Genomic DNA, 14,449 nt, shown 5'->3' with positions numbered 1-14,449 from the left:
TCCTCATCCACCCATACCAAAAAACTTCTTAAAGCGTGTCATCACGCTTTTCTTCTGGTCCAGCTGCATGAGGGGCACTGTATCGCCCAAAATCCGTCTCGCAATGTTACGGTAAGCAATCGCGGCCTGTGAGTCTGGATTCATAACGGTAGGCTCCCCTGTATTAGCTGCTTTAATTACCATTTCATCATCCGGCACAATCCCAATAAGGTCTATGCTAAGCACTTGTAAAATCCCATCAATATCCAGCATATCTCCGGATTTAACCATGCTATTGCGAATGCGGTTAACCACCAACTTGGGTGATATCACATGTGAGCTTTCCAGTAAACCAATTACCCGGTCTGCATCGCGTACGGCTGCATTTTCCGGAGTGGTCACAACAATGGCCTGATCCGCCCCGGCAATGGCATTTTTAAAGCCTTGTTCAATACCCGCAGGGCAGTCGATCAATATATATTCAAAATCCTTTTTAAGCTCCAAAATAATATCCTTAACCTGCTCCGGCGTAACAGCACTCTTGTCCTTGGTTTGAGCGGCTGGCAGCATATACAGCTCCTCAAAACGCTTGTCCTTAACCAGTGCCTGATTTAAACGGCAACGACCTTCCGCTACATCAACAAGGTCGTAAATAATGCGGTTTTCCAGACCCATTACAACGTCTAGATTACGCAAACCGATATCCGTATCCACCAAACATACTTTTTTGCCGAGCAGTGCAAGCGCTGTTCCTATATTGGCTGACGTCGTCGTTTTGCCGACGCCGCCTTTTCCTGAAGTGACGACGATAGCCTCTCCCATGTGCTACACCCCTTTGAACACGTTAAAATCGCGGCCCAGACGCACAATATTGCTCATTTTATCTATTTGCATAGCGCCATCCTTGAGATACGCAAATTCCATACCGGATTCACGTGTCTCCCATTCGTCTGGTGGACGGCTGATCATTTCGGAAATTCGCAGCTGTGTCGGTGCAAAATAGGAAGCCGCTATAATCGCTTCACTATTTCCCTCCATCCCTGCATGCGCCATGCCTCGCAAAGCGCCGAGGACATAAATATCACCAGTACATGTTATAATTCCACCCGGGTTTACATCTCCCAAAAAGAGTAGGTTCCCATTGTGATGAAGTACTTGGCCAGAACGGATAATCCCTGTCACCGTGTGAATAGGGGGCTTTCCCTGCACTTCCACAGGCAGTCCAGGTGATTCTACAGACCTGATGAGCAGATTCCCCTTTTGCTTCAAGATCTCCAGAATACTTTCCTTCTGTTCCTCTGTCACTTCTCGGCTTCCCAGCTTAATATCCACATGAATGATCGGGCCTGTTAAAATATTTTGATGACTGTGCTCCAGCTTAAAACGCAGCTCACTCAGCAAATCCTCAAACTCGCATTGATCGTCCAGCAGGAATACCAGGCCATCTTTGATGCCTTTAATCGTGACATGATTCGATTTCACCGCCATTAGCCTGTCCCTCCTATCTCAATCATTTCGTCCCCGGGACATCAAATCCCTGCTAACCCGGACAAAATGTGTGTAAAAAGACCTAGACGGTCTCTTCCTTTTTCACACGGGTACCCAAACGTTGCAATTGCTTGCGAACTGGGACATAAATGATGAGGGCGAACAGAAAATGGATAAATAAATCAGGAATCATATACTGAGCAAGTGCCCAATTGAAAGTCTGATGATTCAACTGGAACAGCTGATCAATAGCAAAAAGCATAGAGTCCAGCAGGAAACTACCAATCAACACGGCTGCCATCATAATGGGCATCGGGGCACGTCGAGCTGTAAACACAAGCCCCAATAAGTATGCAGACAACCCCATTGCAAAAGAGTAAGGGCCGATAATAAACCCGTAAAACACTACATCATGAATAAGTCCAAAAACAATACCTAGCACCAATGCTATATGACGGCTGTAATACACAGACACAAACAAGATCACGACATACACAAAATTCGGAACCATTCTTGAATGCCAACTATCCGGAAGAAGCCACGGAAGAATCGTCCCTTCAGCTATAAACAGTACAAACAGCAGCAGTATTAGAACCTGACCGCGCATCTTCATTATTCCGGTACCTCAGGAGTATAAAGGATGAGGAGTTCTTTCCAATCCACAAAGCTGGCTGCCGGTTTAATAATCGCTGTCCGTGTTTTGCCAAACTCCCCAACCTGAATCTTCTCTACCGTTCCAATCATTAGGTTTTTGCGGAATTTCCCACCTGCACCAGATGTAATAATCTGATCGCCCTTTGCAATTGGATCTTTTTCTTCAATGCGAGTCATTTGAAATCTGTTCGTACCCGGATCATAGCTTTCAATCATACCAAACGATTGATTTTCCTTGCCCAAGACTGTCGCTGCAATGGCATAAGAATTCGGATTTTTAGGATCCAATGTAGTCAACAACGTAACGGTGGACGTAAAATTCCCCGTTCGACTAATGACTCCTACAAATCCTTCAAGCGAGCTGACTTCCTGGCCAACCTTCGCTCCGTCCTTCTCACCAATATCAATTACAAGCGTTTTGGAATCATTGCTGACGCTGTTCACTTGAGCAACACGATAATCATAATTATTCTTCGCCTTTTGCGTTTGGGTGAACTTCAGTTCATTTTGCAGTCTGGCATTTGTTTCAACATAATTATGGGTCTGAATCTGGTCTCGAGTCAGCTTTGCCACAGCAATTTTTAACCGTTCATTTTCTTCGTAGATGCTGCGCATATTTCCGATATCTTCAAAGAAGCCCGCTATTGCTGAAGCGGGCCTGTAAAAGATACCTTGCACAAAGCCAATTGAATCTCTGGCGAACTTCTCGGGCCAGGTTAAGGAATTTCTCTGTCCAAGTGTAATCCCCATAAGGGCAATAAACAGAACGATTCCGATCAATAGGACAAATAGTCTTTTATTGCCAAACAGCTTAAACAGTTCCTACACCCCCGATTCAACGTTTGGAACGGACGGCAGAACTGCTGCGCGATTTGAACAAATGAATATTTTCCAGCGCTCTGCCTGTACCGATTGCCACACAATCCAGAGGATTTTCCGCTACGATCACCGGCATTCCGGTTTCACCTGCCAACAGCTTGTCCAGATTACGCAGAAGTGCTCCACCACCAGTTAGTACGATTCCTCTATCCATGATATCCGCTGCCAACTCGGGAGGGCATTTTTCCAATGTTACTTTGACCGCATCCACGATTGCATTGACTGTATCCGATAACGCTTCGCTAATTTCATCAGAAGTAATCGTGATCGTCTTCGGCAAACCTGTTACCAGATCACGTCCGCGGATTTCCGAGGTTTCCACTTGCTCTAATGGCATAGCTGAACCGACTTCCATTTTCAGTTGCTCTGAAGTCCGTTCACCAATCATCAGATTGTATTGGCGCTTCACGTATTGGATGATGGACTCGTCCATTTCATCACCAGCCACACGTACGGAGCGGCTTGTTACAATCCCGCCCAGAGAAATGACTGCAACTTCGGTAGTACCCCCACCGATATCGACAACCATACTGCCTGTAGGCTCCCATACAGGAAGATCTGCACCAATGGCAGCTGCAAACGGCTCCTCTATCGTGTATGCCTCTCTTGCGCCTGCTTGCTTCGTCGCATCTTCAACAGCACGCTGCTCCACCGCAGTAATGCCTGAAGGCACACAAACCATCACGTTCGGATGGCGTGGAAACAAAGAGCGTTGGGCTTGCGCCTGACGGATAAAATATTTGATCATCGTTGCGGTCGTATCAAAATCAGCAATGACACCGTCCTTCATCGGACGAATCGCACGGATATTTCCCGGTGTGCGACCGATCATTTTTTTCGCAGATTCACCAACAGCCTCAATGGTTTTTGTATCTGTACGCAAAGCGACTACAGATGGTTCACGAACCACAATTCCTTTACCTCTTACGTATACAAGCGTGTTTGCCGTCCCCAAGTCTATTCCTAAATCTTTTGTAAAGCCACCCAGCATGATGTAATCTCCTTTTCTCTTCCCTGAAATCTGTTATCCATGTATAAACGGTTTATTCAGGCCGGATTATCCGGTCGTGTTTAAATGTTTGATTTAAATATTATATTATATCAGACCTTGTTCCTTCAAACTTACAAAGGTCCCGTCCCCGATCACAATATGATCAAGCACGTCGATACCTACGATGTTGCCCGCTTCCATCAAACGGCGAGTCAACTGGACATCCTCCGGGCTTGGCTTCGGATCACCGCTCGGATGGTTATGAGCGCAAATTATTGAAGCACTGCTGCATTTGATTGCTGCCCGAAATACTTCACGAGGATGCACGATGGCAGAATTCAGGCTACCCATAGATAGTGTTTCCTGAGCAATGACATGATTTTTAGTGTTAAGGAACAAGCATACAAAATGCTCTTTCTGCAAATAACGAAGCTGCTCAAACAGCAGATCTGCCACATCCCGCGGGCAACTAATCACCGGGGTCTCCAAATGGCGAGACAATGCTAATCGACGCCCCAGTTCGATACCCGCTTTTAGCTGTATCGCTTTAGCATCCCCAATGCCCTTAATCTGGGTCAACTCACTCAAGCTCATATCCACCAGTTGACGCAAATTTCCTGCCTGCTGCAAAATACGCTGCGCTAAATGCACCGAAGACTCATTTTGCGTTCCTGTACGCAGCAATATTGCCAGCAACTCCGCGTTGCTTAAGGCATCCGCCCCATATGTCATCATGCGCTCTCTTGGTCGTTCTTCATGGGGGAGGTCGCGAAGCATCAGTATTGGCGACTCCAGCATATGTTTATCCCCTTTATGGACGCAACACATTCACTCCAAAATCGGACAGCATGTCCGACAGCAAGGAAAGCGGCAATCCTACGACGTTAAAATAACAACCCTGAATAGATTCCACCAGCGTAGCACCCATGCCTTGAATGCCATACGCTCCTGCTTTATCAGACGGTTCACCAGTATTCACGTATGCCACAATTTGCTCTTGACTCAGAGGCTTCATTGTAACCTCCGTTTGGCGATGTCTGACAAGCAATTCGCCGGTTCCGGTATGTATGCAGGCTACCCCGGTGTACACACGGTGTGTCCTTCCCTGCAATGCAGTCAGCATGCGAACCGCGTCCGCATGGTCGGCAGGCTTGCCCAATACCGAACCATCCAGCACGACAATGGTATCACTGCCAATCACCAGTCCAGCTTCCTTCGACTGAGCGGCGGTGTTCACGACCGCTTCGGCTTTGCGTGCCGCAAGGGTCTCCACGATTTGCTGAGGCGTCCAGCTCTCAGGCGTGCTCTCATCCGCATGACTCGGCACCACTTCAAAGGGGAGTCTCAAAAATGCGAGCAATTCCTTCCTTCTTGGTGAAGTCGATGCCAGAATAATGCGGGGCGTAATTTTCCCGTCCATAAGGGAAGCTCCTTTTCATCAGTTAGAGCCTGCGGTACAGCCAGAACGCGGCAATGATGCCGATCAGACTAAGCAGGCTCAATTCAAAATTTATCGTTATGTTGTAGCTGATAATATCCAGGTCCGCTCTCGGCGACCAAGATATCCTAGTGGGGTGGGTCAGAAAAGAAAGGAACTTGATCGATTGAAGGGCTTTGGCAATCCATGCACCCAAGAGCCAACCGAGCAATAAAAACAGTATAAGCATTCCTACATTTTTTTTCATCCTGATCTTCCCTCGCCATTTTTTGACACCTTCATTATTATACGGTGATTTGTACTGCAATACAAACAGAAATCCGGCATGGGGAACTATTTCCAGTTCCTTGCCGGAAAATATGGTTAGCCTATTGTTTTATGAATTGGATAAATTCCTTCTCACGCAAAACATATTCCATCATGGAGGACTGAATCTCCCAAATGTGTTCCTTGGCTGTATTCTTATTATATTCCCCAAGTGCAGAGATCGCACTGTTCATCGCCTTTTCAAGTGAGGTTGCGGAGACAGCCGCTTCCTTCGAAAGACCGGTGGGAAGTGCAGTGATATTTTGTGTCCACTGCTGATGCAGGTCGTTCAGCTCCTTCATGTCGGAGGCTGGCACCGTATTCGGACCTCCTTCTCCGAGCAAGGTTGAGGAAAGTCCGCTCAACTTACCCACCAATGAACTGCTTAACTGAAAAAAGCTAATGAGTTTATCACCTTCGCCTCCGTAAGCCGCTTTTTCGAATCCAGGCAATTCAAGTTCACGGACATACAATTCGACTCCTTGTGTTTTCAACTGATTGCTGAGCAACTTGGCTTGCTCCCTATCTGGTGATATTCCTGCATATACCCGGTTTTGGTCTTCGGTATCCCCTCCTGCTGCAATGCCTGCCTTCAACAGTTCTTCTTTTGCTTGCAAGGCACGTTCTGGAGTGCTGAACACCCCATATTGCAGCAAATAGTAGGTTTGTGGAGGTACCTGAGCCTCTATGACAGTGACAGGGACAGAATTCTCTTTTGCAGATATTGCATCCACACCAACAGATTCTTTAAAGACCGGTACAGCCTCCTCTACTGAAGGATCTGATCCCGGGACCATGCCTCCTCCGTTAAACAGTAACAACATAATATATCCAAACATGCCTCCGGTCACCAGCGCACTGGCTACAGAGCCAACCAGTTTCCATCTAGAAGGGTGGGGCGGACGTTTTCTGTACTCTTGGCCAGAATGATAAGCTTCCTCATCCTCTTCCAGGCTATCTGGTAAAACGTCCGCATCTGACCAGGAAGCCGCCGAACGACCAAAAGGGTCATCCCATCCCTCTTGTACTCTTAATGTCGGAGCAAAACGCCGACTTGAAATGTGTTTATTCAGATCCTCAGGCTCATTGATATCTGATTCTTGCGTAGTTACAGTATTTTTCTTCATTCCTCTGTTCCGTTCTGTTCCTTTATGCGGGTTATCAGTTTCACGCTGTTCGTTCGTAATCGACTCGTTTTTGTACGGAAGCACCTGTAGCTTATCCTCCCGGCTTGTCTCCGGCAACTGTTGGTCGAACCGGAATGTCATCTTGGTCTTGTTCATGGATGCACTCCCTCCTTGTCCCATACTTCCTCATAGTCTGTTGTATGAGTCAAGCTAAGAATATATGCCCCAGCATTACAAAAAAAGGGTATCCCGAAACACAGTCGTGTTCGGAATACCCTTGAATAATTGTATTTCATTGGCGTAACAGCTTTTTATACGTATTACACTTGCTGTCCGCGAAGATGGCGCGCTAACGCGTCACCTGCTTTCCAGATGTCTCCCGCTCCCATCGTCAGCACAAGATCACCCGGCTGTAACCGATCTTTCAACTCCTCGATCACAGCTTCTTTGGTCGGCAAATAGATTGCATTAGCATTGCTGTTTTGAACGATTAACTCCACGAGCTTGGAAGAATGCACGCCTTCAATCTGTTTTTCTCCCGCTGGTGAATAAATATCGGTAATTATGACTTCACTAGCCTCGCTAAACGCGCGGCTAAACGCATCGAGCAGGAAAAAGGTGCGGCTATAGCGCTGCGGCTGGAATACAGCAATAATACGCTTGCCAGTCGCTCTCGCTGCGCTAATCGTAGCCTCAATCTCTGTCGGGTGATGCGCATAGTCATCAATAATCAATATGTCATTGCTTTCACCTAGTACTTGAAAACGACGCTTCGCTCCGTGAAATTCCACAATAGTAGCAGCGATTTGATCGAACGGAATTCCTGCTTCCAAACATGAAATCACAGTCGCCATCGCATTGTACATGTTATGTTTACCCGGTACAGATAGTTCGATCGTTCCGAGTGTTGTTCCCTTACGGCTCATAGTGAAACTTAATCGACGGTCACCTAATTGGATATCTGTCGCCATATAATCAGCTTCATGCTCCACTCCATAAGTAATGACCCGAGTCTGGAGTTGAGGCAGCATTTCCCGGATGTTCTGATCATCTGCGCATACAATAGCCGCTCCATCCGGTCGAATTTGACTCAAAAACTGTACATAGGCACTTTTCAGACGATTAAAGTCGCCATCGTAATTTTCCAAATGATCCGCTTCAATATTGGTTACGATGCCTTGCCAAGGATGATATTGCAGGAAAGAACCATCACTCTCATCCGCCTCAGCAACGACAAACTCGCTTTTACCTGCTTTGGCATTCGTCCCCAAATTCGTGATTTCGCCGCCAATAATATACGTTGGATCAACGTTACATCTCTCCATAACCAGAGCGATCATGGAAGAGGTTGTCGTTTTACCGTGCGCACCCGCAACAGCTATTCCCTTACGTTCGTTAAGCAAGCGAGCCAGCATCTGCGAACGGTGCAGAGTTGGAATATTCAATTCCTCTGCTGCCACCCGCTCCACATTGTCACGTGACAATGCTGTTGAATAGACGACGATATCCGCGCCTGCAATATGCTCAGGCGTGTGTCCAATATATATTTTTGCGCCTTTTGCCGCCAGTTTTTCTGTCAGCTCCTGTGATGCCACATCTGAGCCAGTCACGGTATAACCCATCTCCAGCATGACCCGAGCAATCGCGCTCATCCCGTAGCCGCCGATACCGATAAAATGAACATGTTCTGAAGTAATCAACAAATTTCACCAACCTTTTTCCGAATCGGTTTGATACATAAGGGTAGCCCGTACATCCGCAATAAGGTACAGCGTGCCGGACACCACCCCCAGATCTTCCGCTTCCGTATGTGACTGAAGCAGGCCAAGAGCCTTTTTCCAGTCACCTTCTACAAATATTTTTAAATCCGTTTTGGCATAAGACGGCCGCAGCTTCTCCACGAGATGAGCCAATTCAGCGGCATTCATTTTGCGGCGAAAATCGGGCTCGGTCAGGATAAGCGTATCCACTAGTGGCAGTATATGCTGCAAGTATGCTTCATGATGCTTGTTTGACAGCATCCCCATCATTAAAACCAATTTTTTGTACGAATACACTTGAGGAAGACTCTTGGCCAGCGTCTGTGCTCCTTCTGGATTATGAGCTCCATCAAGGACAATCCTCGGCGAGGTACTGACTTGTTCGAGACGTCCCGCCCAGGCAGTTTGCCTAAAGCCCTCCAGCAATTCTGCATCATCCAACACAAAAGCCATATACTGACGTAGGACCTCAAGTGCCATCATAGCTCCTGCCGCATTAGAACATTGGTGCTCGCCTAACAACGTGATGTCAATTTCCATATGTCGGAAGGGCCCCGCGAATGAAAAGGTCTGAGCTGTTTCATCCCCATTTAGCCGTTCATACGTAAACTGTTCTCCTGCCAGGTACAAGGTAGCTCCTTGCTTTGTCGCCGTTTCCCGTATGACCTGAATAGCCTCGGGTTGGGAAACACAACTGACGACAGGTACACCCGGTTTGATGATACCGGCTTTTTCCCTTGCAATCTGTTCGAGCGTATCTCCCAAAATATCCGTATGGTCATAGCCGACATTCGTAATAACCGAGAGGATTGGATTCACGATATTAGTTACATCCATCCTTCCCCCGAGACCTGTCTCCCATACCACAACATCTGGGAAAGATACAGTAGCATAGTATAAAATAGCCAACGCTGTCGATACCTCAAACATTGTAGGTGATCCCAATTCACTATCTGCGATTTCTTTCACCAACGGATACAAGCGATTGGCAAGCAAAACCAGCGTTTCATCGGGAATATCGGTCCCATTGAATTGAAAGCGGTTCGTAAATCGGGTGATGTACGGAGACGTAAAAGTTCCGACATCGTACCCACATTTCAGTAGCACAGAGGTCAGAAATGCACAAGTCGAGCCTTTACCGTTGGTTCCCGCAATATGCACAAATTTCAGATGTCGTTGCGGATCACCCAATTTACTCATTAGCTGTTCAATTCGTTCCAATCCGGGTCTGATACCAAACGGAATCAAGCCGTTAATCCATTCCACTGCTTCATCATAGCTTTGTAAAGGAGCCGTGTCTCCGCCCCTGATCGTATCTGACATCCTCTTCACCTTCAGGTCATTTTATTGTGAGTGAAATTATCCCTTGAGTTCTTCAATACGTGCGATAACTTTAGCGCGCTTATCTGAGTAATCGGCTTGCTTGGCCTTCTCTTCCTCGATGACTTTAGCTGGTGCCTTCGCCACAAAGCCTTGGTTAGATAACTTTTTCTCCACGCGCTCCACTTCACTGTTCAAATGCTGAAGTTCTTTTTCCAGTCTGCTAATTTCCTGGGCAATATCAAGCAGTCCGGCCAGCGGCAGGTACAGCTCTGCACCGCTAACTATAGATGTCATCGCTTTATCTGGAACGGTGAACTCTAATCCCGCGTCGAATTCAGACGTATTACAGAATCTACGTACATATTCCCCATTGCGGTTAATGATATCGAGAACGGCTTGATCGCCGGGTTTTATGAGCAATTCAATTTTTTTACTCATCGGCACGTTGACTTCAGCACGGATATTGCGCACAGCGCGAATTACGTCGATCAGCAAATTCATTTCTGCAACTGCATCCTTATCCTCAAAAGCCGGATCATAAACAGGCCAAGCGGCCAGCGTAATCGTTTCTCCCTCATGTGGAAGATGCTGCCATATTTCCTCAGAGATAAATGGCATGAACGGATGAATCATGCGCAGCGTCCGATCCAATACATATGCAAGTACGGACTGCGTTTTCTTTTTCGCATCTGCGTTGTCGCCATATAGGGAAAGCTTCGCAAACTCAATGTACCAGTCGCACAAATCATCCCAAATAAAGTTATACAGAAGGCGGCCTGTCTCGCCAAATTCATAAGCATCTATTAGACGCGTGATGTCGCGTGAAGTTTCGTTTAGACGATGCAGGATCCAACGATCAGCGGTGCTCAAGTCACCAGTAATGTCTATATCTGCCGAAGTGACACCTTCCAGATTCATCAGCGCAAAGCGTGACGCATTCCAGATTTTATTGGCAAAGTTACGGGCCTGCTCCACCCGCTCCCAGCGGAAACGAAGGTCTTGCCCAGGCGTGCTACTGGTGGAAATCATATAACGCATAGCATCGGTCCCATATTGGTCAATCACGTCGAGCGGATCAACACCGTTGCCGAGGGATTTGGACATTTTTCTACCGTCCGCATCACGAACCAACCCGTGCATAAGTACGTCCTTGAACGGAATCTCTTCCGTAAACTCTAGCGCTGTAAAAATCATACGCGATACCCAGAAATAAATAATGTCATAGCCTGTAACCAAGACATTAGTCGGATAGTAGCGTTTGAGGTCCTCTGTCTGCTCAGGCCAGCCCAGTGTCGAAAACGGCCACAAAGCCGAACTGAACCAAGTATCCAGCACATCCTCATCCTGTTTTAGCTTTCTGCCAGCATACTCAGGCAAAGTTGTAGGGTCCTCCGCCGATACAATAACTTCTCCGGTTTCCTCATCGTACCAAGCCGGAATACGGTGTCCCCACCATAATTGACGGGAAATACACCAGTCACGCACATTTTCAATCCAATGCAGATAAGTACGCTCAAAGCGATCCGGCACAAAGTTTACCCCGTTGCCAGCCTTCTGCACTTCAATGGCTTTAGCTGCCAGAGGCTTCATTTCCACAAACCATTGTGTAGACAGATAAGGTTCTACAACTACACCAGTACGCTCACTGTGGCCTACTTGGTGTACATGCTCTTCAATACGAATCAGTACGCCCTGCTCTTTCAGATCAGCGACGATCTGCTTACGGCAATCGCTACGATCCAGGCCCTGATATTTGCCTGCTTCGGCATTCATCGTTCCCGTTTCGTCCATCACCGTAATTTGTGGTAGCTGGTGACGTTGTCCCATTTCAAAGTCATTCGGGTCGTGAGCCGGTGTAATTTTAACCGCGCCGCTACCGAAATCTTTATCAACGTAGTCATCCGCAATGACCGGAATTTCCCGTCCGATGATTGGAAGCACAAGCATTTTGCCGATCATTTGCTTGTAGCGTTCATCTTCCGGGTGTACAGCTACAGCTGTATCGCCCAGCATCGTTTCAGGACGTGTAGTGGCCACCGTAATAAATCCGCTACCATCTTTCAGTGGATATTGCAGGTGATACAGATTTCCGTTCACCTCTTTGTATTCCACCTCAATGTCCGACAATGCAGTACGTGCAGCAGGGTCCCAGTTAATGATGCGTTTACCGCGATAGATCAGACCCTTTTTGTACAGTTTAACGAATACCTCGCGTACCGCTTGGGACAGTCCCTCATCCAGCGTAAAACGCTCACGAGAATAGTCGAGAGAGAAACCCATCTTTTCCCATTGGTTATGGATATTATCTAGATAAAGATCCTTCCACTCCCATACTTTCTCTAAAAACTTCTCGCGGCCCAAATCATAACGTGTTAGACCTTCTTCACGCAGCTTCTGTTCTACCTTTGTTTGAGTAGCAATACCTGCATGGTCTGCCCCTGGCAGCCACAACGCATCATAACCCTGCATCCGCTTGGCGCGAATAATAATATCCTGCAAAGTAAAGTCAAGAGCATGTCCAATATGCAACATACCCGTAACATTCGGTGGTGGAATAACGATTGTAAAAGGCTCTGCCTCTGGATGTTGCCCCGCGCGGAAATAGCCCTTCTCCATCCACGTTTTGTACCATTTTTGTTCTGCTGATTTTGGATCGTACGTTGTTGGCATTTCCAAGGTTGTCTTGTTGTCTTGTTCTGACATATCAGGATACCTCCATGATTTTTCAATTGGCAAATAAAAAAAGCCCTTCATCCTCAAAGGACGAAAGGCTGTTCTCTCGCGGTACCACCTTTGTTTCACCCCTAGTGTATGTATCCACTGATCCATTACACATGGTGTGACACTTTATGCAGATAACGGTTGCGGACCGGCCTTATTCTACCGTGAACCTCTTATCTTCCGTAGGAATTAAATGAGGAACCGTTCAAACAGGCGACTCCCGGGTGACTTCGGCCAGTAGCTTCCTGCGGAACCTCACAGCGCTGCAATTCCACTCTCTGAAGGGCTTGCTGCCTACTCTTCCCGATCTCAGTCTTTCAATAACTATACCACATCATACATTTCCCATTGACTATAGTCAACACCCGCTGTGCATTTTTCAGCAACTGGATCAAGGGATGTACAATACCTGTCCTTCTTCCACATGATGCTCCGCCAATCTGTTATACAGTTGAAGCTCACGTGTGCTGAGCTGATAACGGTCAGCTATGGTTTCCAGTGTATCCTCGCGCTGTACAATGCATAACCTCACCTTGCGAAAAGGTGTTTCATCTTGTGTATGAAAAAAAAGGTTCTTCCACTTGGCATTCTCCCGCTCTTCTTCGGCTTTCTGATCCTGATCCTGCGGCTCCTGCTCCAACTGCTGCTGGTATTCCGCTTCTTTCACCGAACGGCTGGATTGGAGCAAAGATGAGTAGACAACCGGGTCTGGCTCGTCTGCCCCTTCATCCTTTTTACTGTTAAGCGCCACACGCATCTCTGGCTTATCCTCAGTAAAGGTGTCATGGGCCTCTTGGTTCACCTGTTCTGACGCTTCAGGCCTGAAGTCAAAGTTATCTACTTGACTCGCTTCCAGCTGTGGCTCCAGATAGACCTCGGCCTCCGTGACAGGATGTGGTTCATTCAACAAAGGATCATTCACTACATTAGGAGAGGCGGAAGATACTTTGGGCTCATTTCCCCCTGCCCATGCTTCCTCTTGCTGAAATCCCCACACTTCCGGAGCCCCATGCTCATGTTTGACCTCGGGAGAGTTGTCTTCAACTGCTTTGCCCGTCCAAGGCTCATAGAATCGGTTAGGATCTACTGCCGGCTCATAAGCTTGTTGTTCCGACGATGACTGCTGTTCCGCATGGTCCTCAGACAGCTGTTCCCAGGAAACGGACTCCTGTTGTGCTGGCACACTGTAAGAAGTCTCAGGGTCTGTAACGTAATCGAAGGTCGAGTCATTGGTAGAATAGGTCTCTGCATGACGATGCTCTCCATCGGCGGAAAAGGATTGAACCGGATGCTCAGGTGCATGCACTACGGTAAATTCCTCATCCAGCCAAACCGCCGTCTCCTCCGCGTGCGAGCTTTCCACGCCATGCAAAGAAAGAACGCCTGTAATGTTTAGACTACGTAAAGAGAGCAGGTCCACATCAAAGTTTTCAATCTCGACAGAGATATCTTCCAATCTCCCTACGCGGTTTAGCGGAATGGTAATTTCCACAGGGATCAAATGATGAAGCTCGCTCGTGATCTGTTCAGGTGTGCGGTACACGCCCTCCAGCAGCAAATGCCCTCGCAAAGCGGCATGGTCGCCGTGGGTTACAACCTGAATGCGTGGCAGAAGCTCAATTTCCTCCAACTCAGCAATCCCGGCAGCTTCCTCCGTCAAATGAATGCGTTCATAAATATCAAAACGCAAGCCTTGCGGCTGATCATTCTGTTGTTTGTTCAAGGATGGCATCCTCCTTTGGGCAGTCTCCGCACATCCTCTGACTTCTGGTCAGGCGCACGG

Annotated in this window: 13 protein-coding genes; all 13 read right to left on the bottom strand. The window is 47.5% G+C overall.

Going from position 1 to position 14,449, the window contains the following annotated elements:
* Positions 1–3: 3 nt before the first annotated feature.
* Positions 4–801 carry a septum site-determining protein MinD gene (gene minD / locus AC5ELV_RS15860; protein WP_013311596.1) on the bottom strand — a complete coding sequence of 266 codons (798 nt, stop codon included), beginning with the start codon at positions 799–801 and terminating at the stop codon, positions 4–6.
* A 3-nt stretch (positions 802–804) separates the two neighbouring features.
* Positions 805–1,467, bottom strand: a complete 663-nt coding sequence (gene minC, locus AC5ELV_RS15855; protein ID WP_493430933.1) for a septum site-determining protein MinC — start codon at positions 1,465–1,467, stop codon at positions 805–807.
* 82 nt (positions 1,468–1,549) lie between these two features.
* Positions 1,550–2,080, bottom strand: coding sequence for a rod shape-determining protein MreD (mreD, locus tag AC5ELV_RS15850; protein ID WP_493430932.1), 531 nt, complete (start codon positions 2,078–2,080; stop codon positions 1,550–1,552).
* Complete coding sequence (gene mreC / locus AC5ELV_RS15845; RefSeq protein ID WP_043882320.1) at positions 2,080–2,901, bottom strand: rod shape-determining protein MreC; 822 nt, start codon at positions 2,899–2,901, stop codon at positions 2,080–2,082. The genes mreD and mreC overlap by 1 nt, the downstream gene beginning before the upstream one ends.
* Positions 2,902–2,956: 55 nt before the next feature.
* The gene (locus AC5ELV_RS15840; protein WP_013311600.1) at positions 2,957–3,991 is read right to left on the bottom strand and encodes a rod shape-determining protein; all 1,035 of its coding nucleotides are present in this window, start codon (positions 3,989–3,991) and stop codon (positions 2,957–2,959) included.
* Positions 3,992–4,096: 105 nt separating this feature from the next.
* Entirely contained in the window at positions 4,097–4,789 is a 693-nt protein-coding gene (gene radC, locus AC5ELV_RS15835) for a RadC family protein (protein ID WP_025722728.1), read from the bottom strand.
* A gap of 13 nt (positions 4,790–4,802) precedes the next feature.
* Positions 4,803–5,411, bottom strand: coding sequence for a Maf family protein (locus tag AC5ELV_RS15830; protein WP_493430931.1), 609 nt, complete (start codon positions 5,409–5,411; stop codon positions 4,803–4,805).
* A 22-nt stretch (positions 5,412–5,433) separates the two neighbouring features.
* The gene (locus AC5ELV_RS15825; protein WP_023989955.1) at positions 5,434–5,676 is read right to left on the bottom strand and encodes a DUF4321 domain-containing protein; all 243 of its coding nucleotides are present in this window, start codon (positions 5,674–5,676) and stop codon (positions 5,434–5,436) included.
* 121 nt (positions 5,677–5,797) lie between these two features.
* The gene (locus AC5ELV_RS15820) at positions 5,798–7,018 is read right to left on the bottom strand and encodes an SPOR domain-containing protein (RefSeq protein WP_493430930.1); all 1,221 of its coding nucleotides are present in this window, start codon (positions 7,016–7,018) and stop codon (positions 5,798–5,800) included.
* 164 nt (positions 7,019–7,182) lie between these two features.
* Positions 7,183–8,562, bottom strand: a complete 1,380-nt coding sequence (gene murC / locus AC5ELV_RS15815) for a UDP-N-acetylmuramate--L-alanine ligase (protein ID WP_493430951.1) — start codon at positions 8,560–8,562, stop codon at positions 7,183–7,185.
* 6 nt (positions 8,563–8,568) lie between these two features.
* Entirely contained in the window at positions 8,569–9,945 is a 1,377-nt protein-coding gene (locus AC5ELV_RS15810; protein ID WP_493430929.1) for a bifunctional folylpolyglutamate synthase/dihydrofolate synthase, read from the bottom strand.
* A gap of 36 nt (positions 9,946–9,981) precedes the next feature.
* Positions 9,982–12,648, bottom strand: a complete 2,667-nt coding sequence (locus AC5ELV_RS15805) for a valine--tRNA ligase (protein WP_342426933.1) — start codon at positions 12,646–12,648, stop codon at positions 9,982–9,984.
* A gap of 409 nt (positions 12,649–13,057) precedes the next feature.
* Positions 13,058–14,389, bottom strand: coding sequence for a LysM peptidoglycan-binding domain-containing protein (locus AC5ELV_RS15800; protein WP_493430928.1), 1,332 nt, complete (start codon positions 14,387–14,389; stop codon positions 13,058–13,060).
* Positions 14,390–14,449 lie beyond the last annotated feature (60 nt).

It is taken from the genome of Paenibacillus sp. NMA1017 (assembly GCF_058895805.1).
This window is presented reverse-complemented; position numbering and strand designations above follow the sequence as displayed.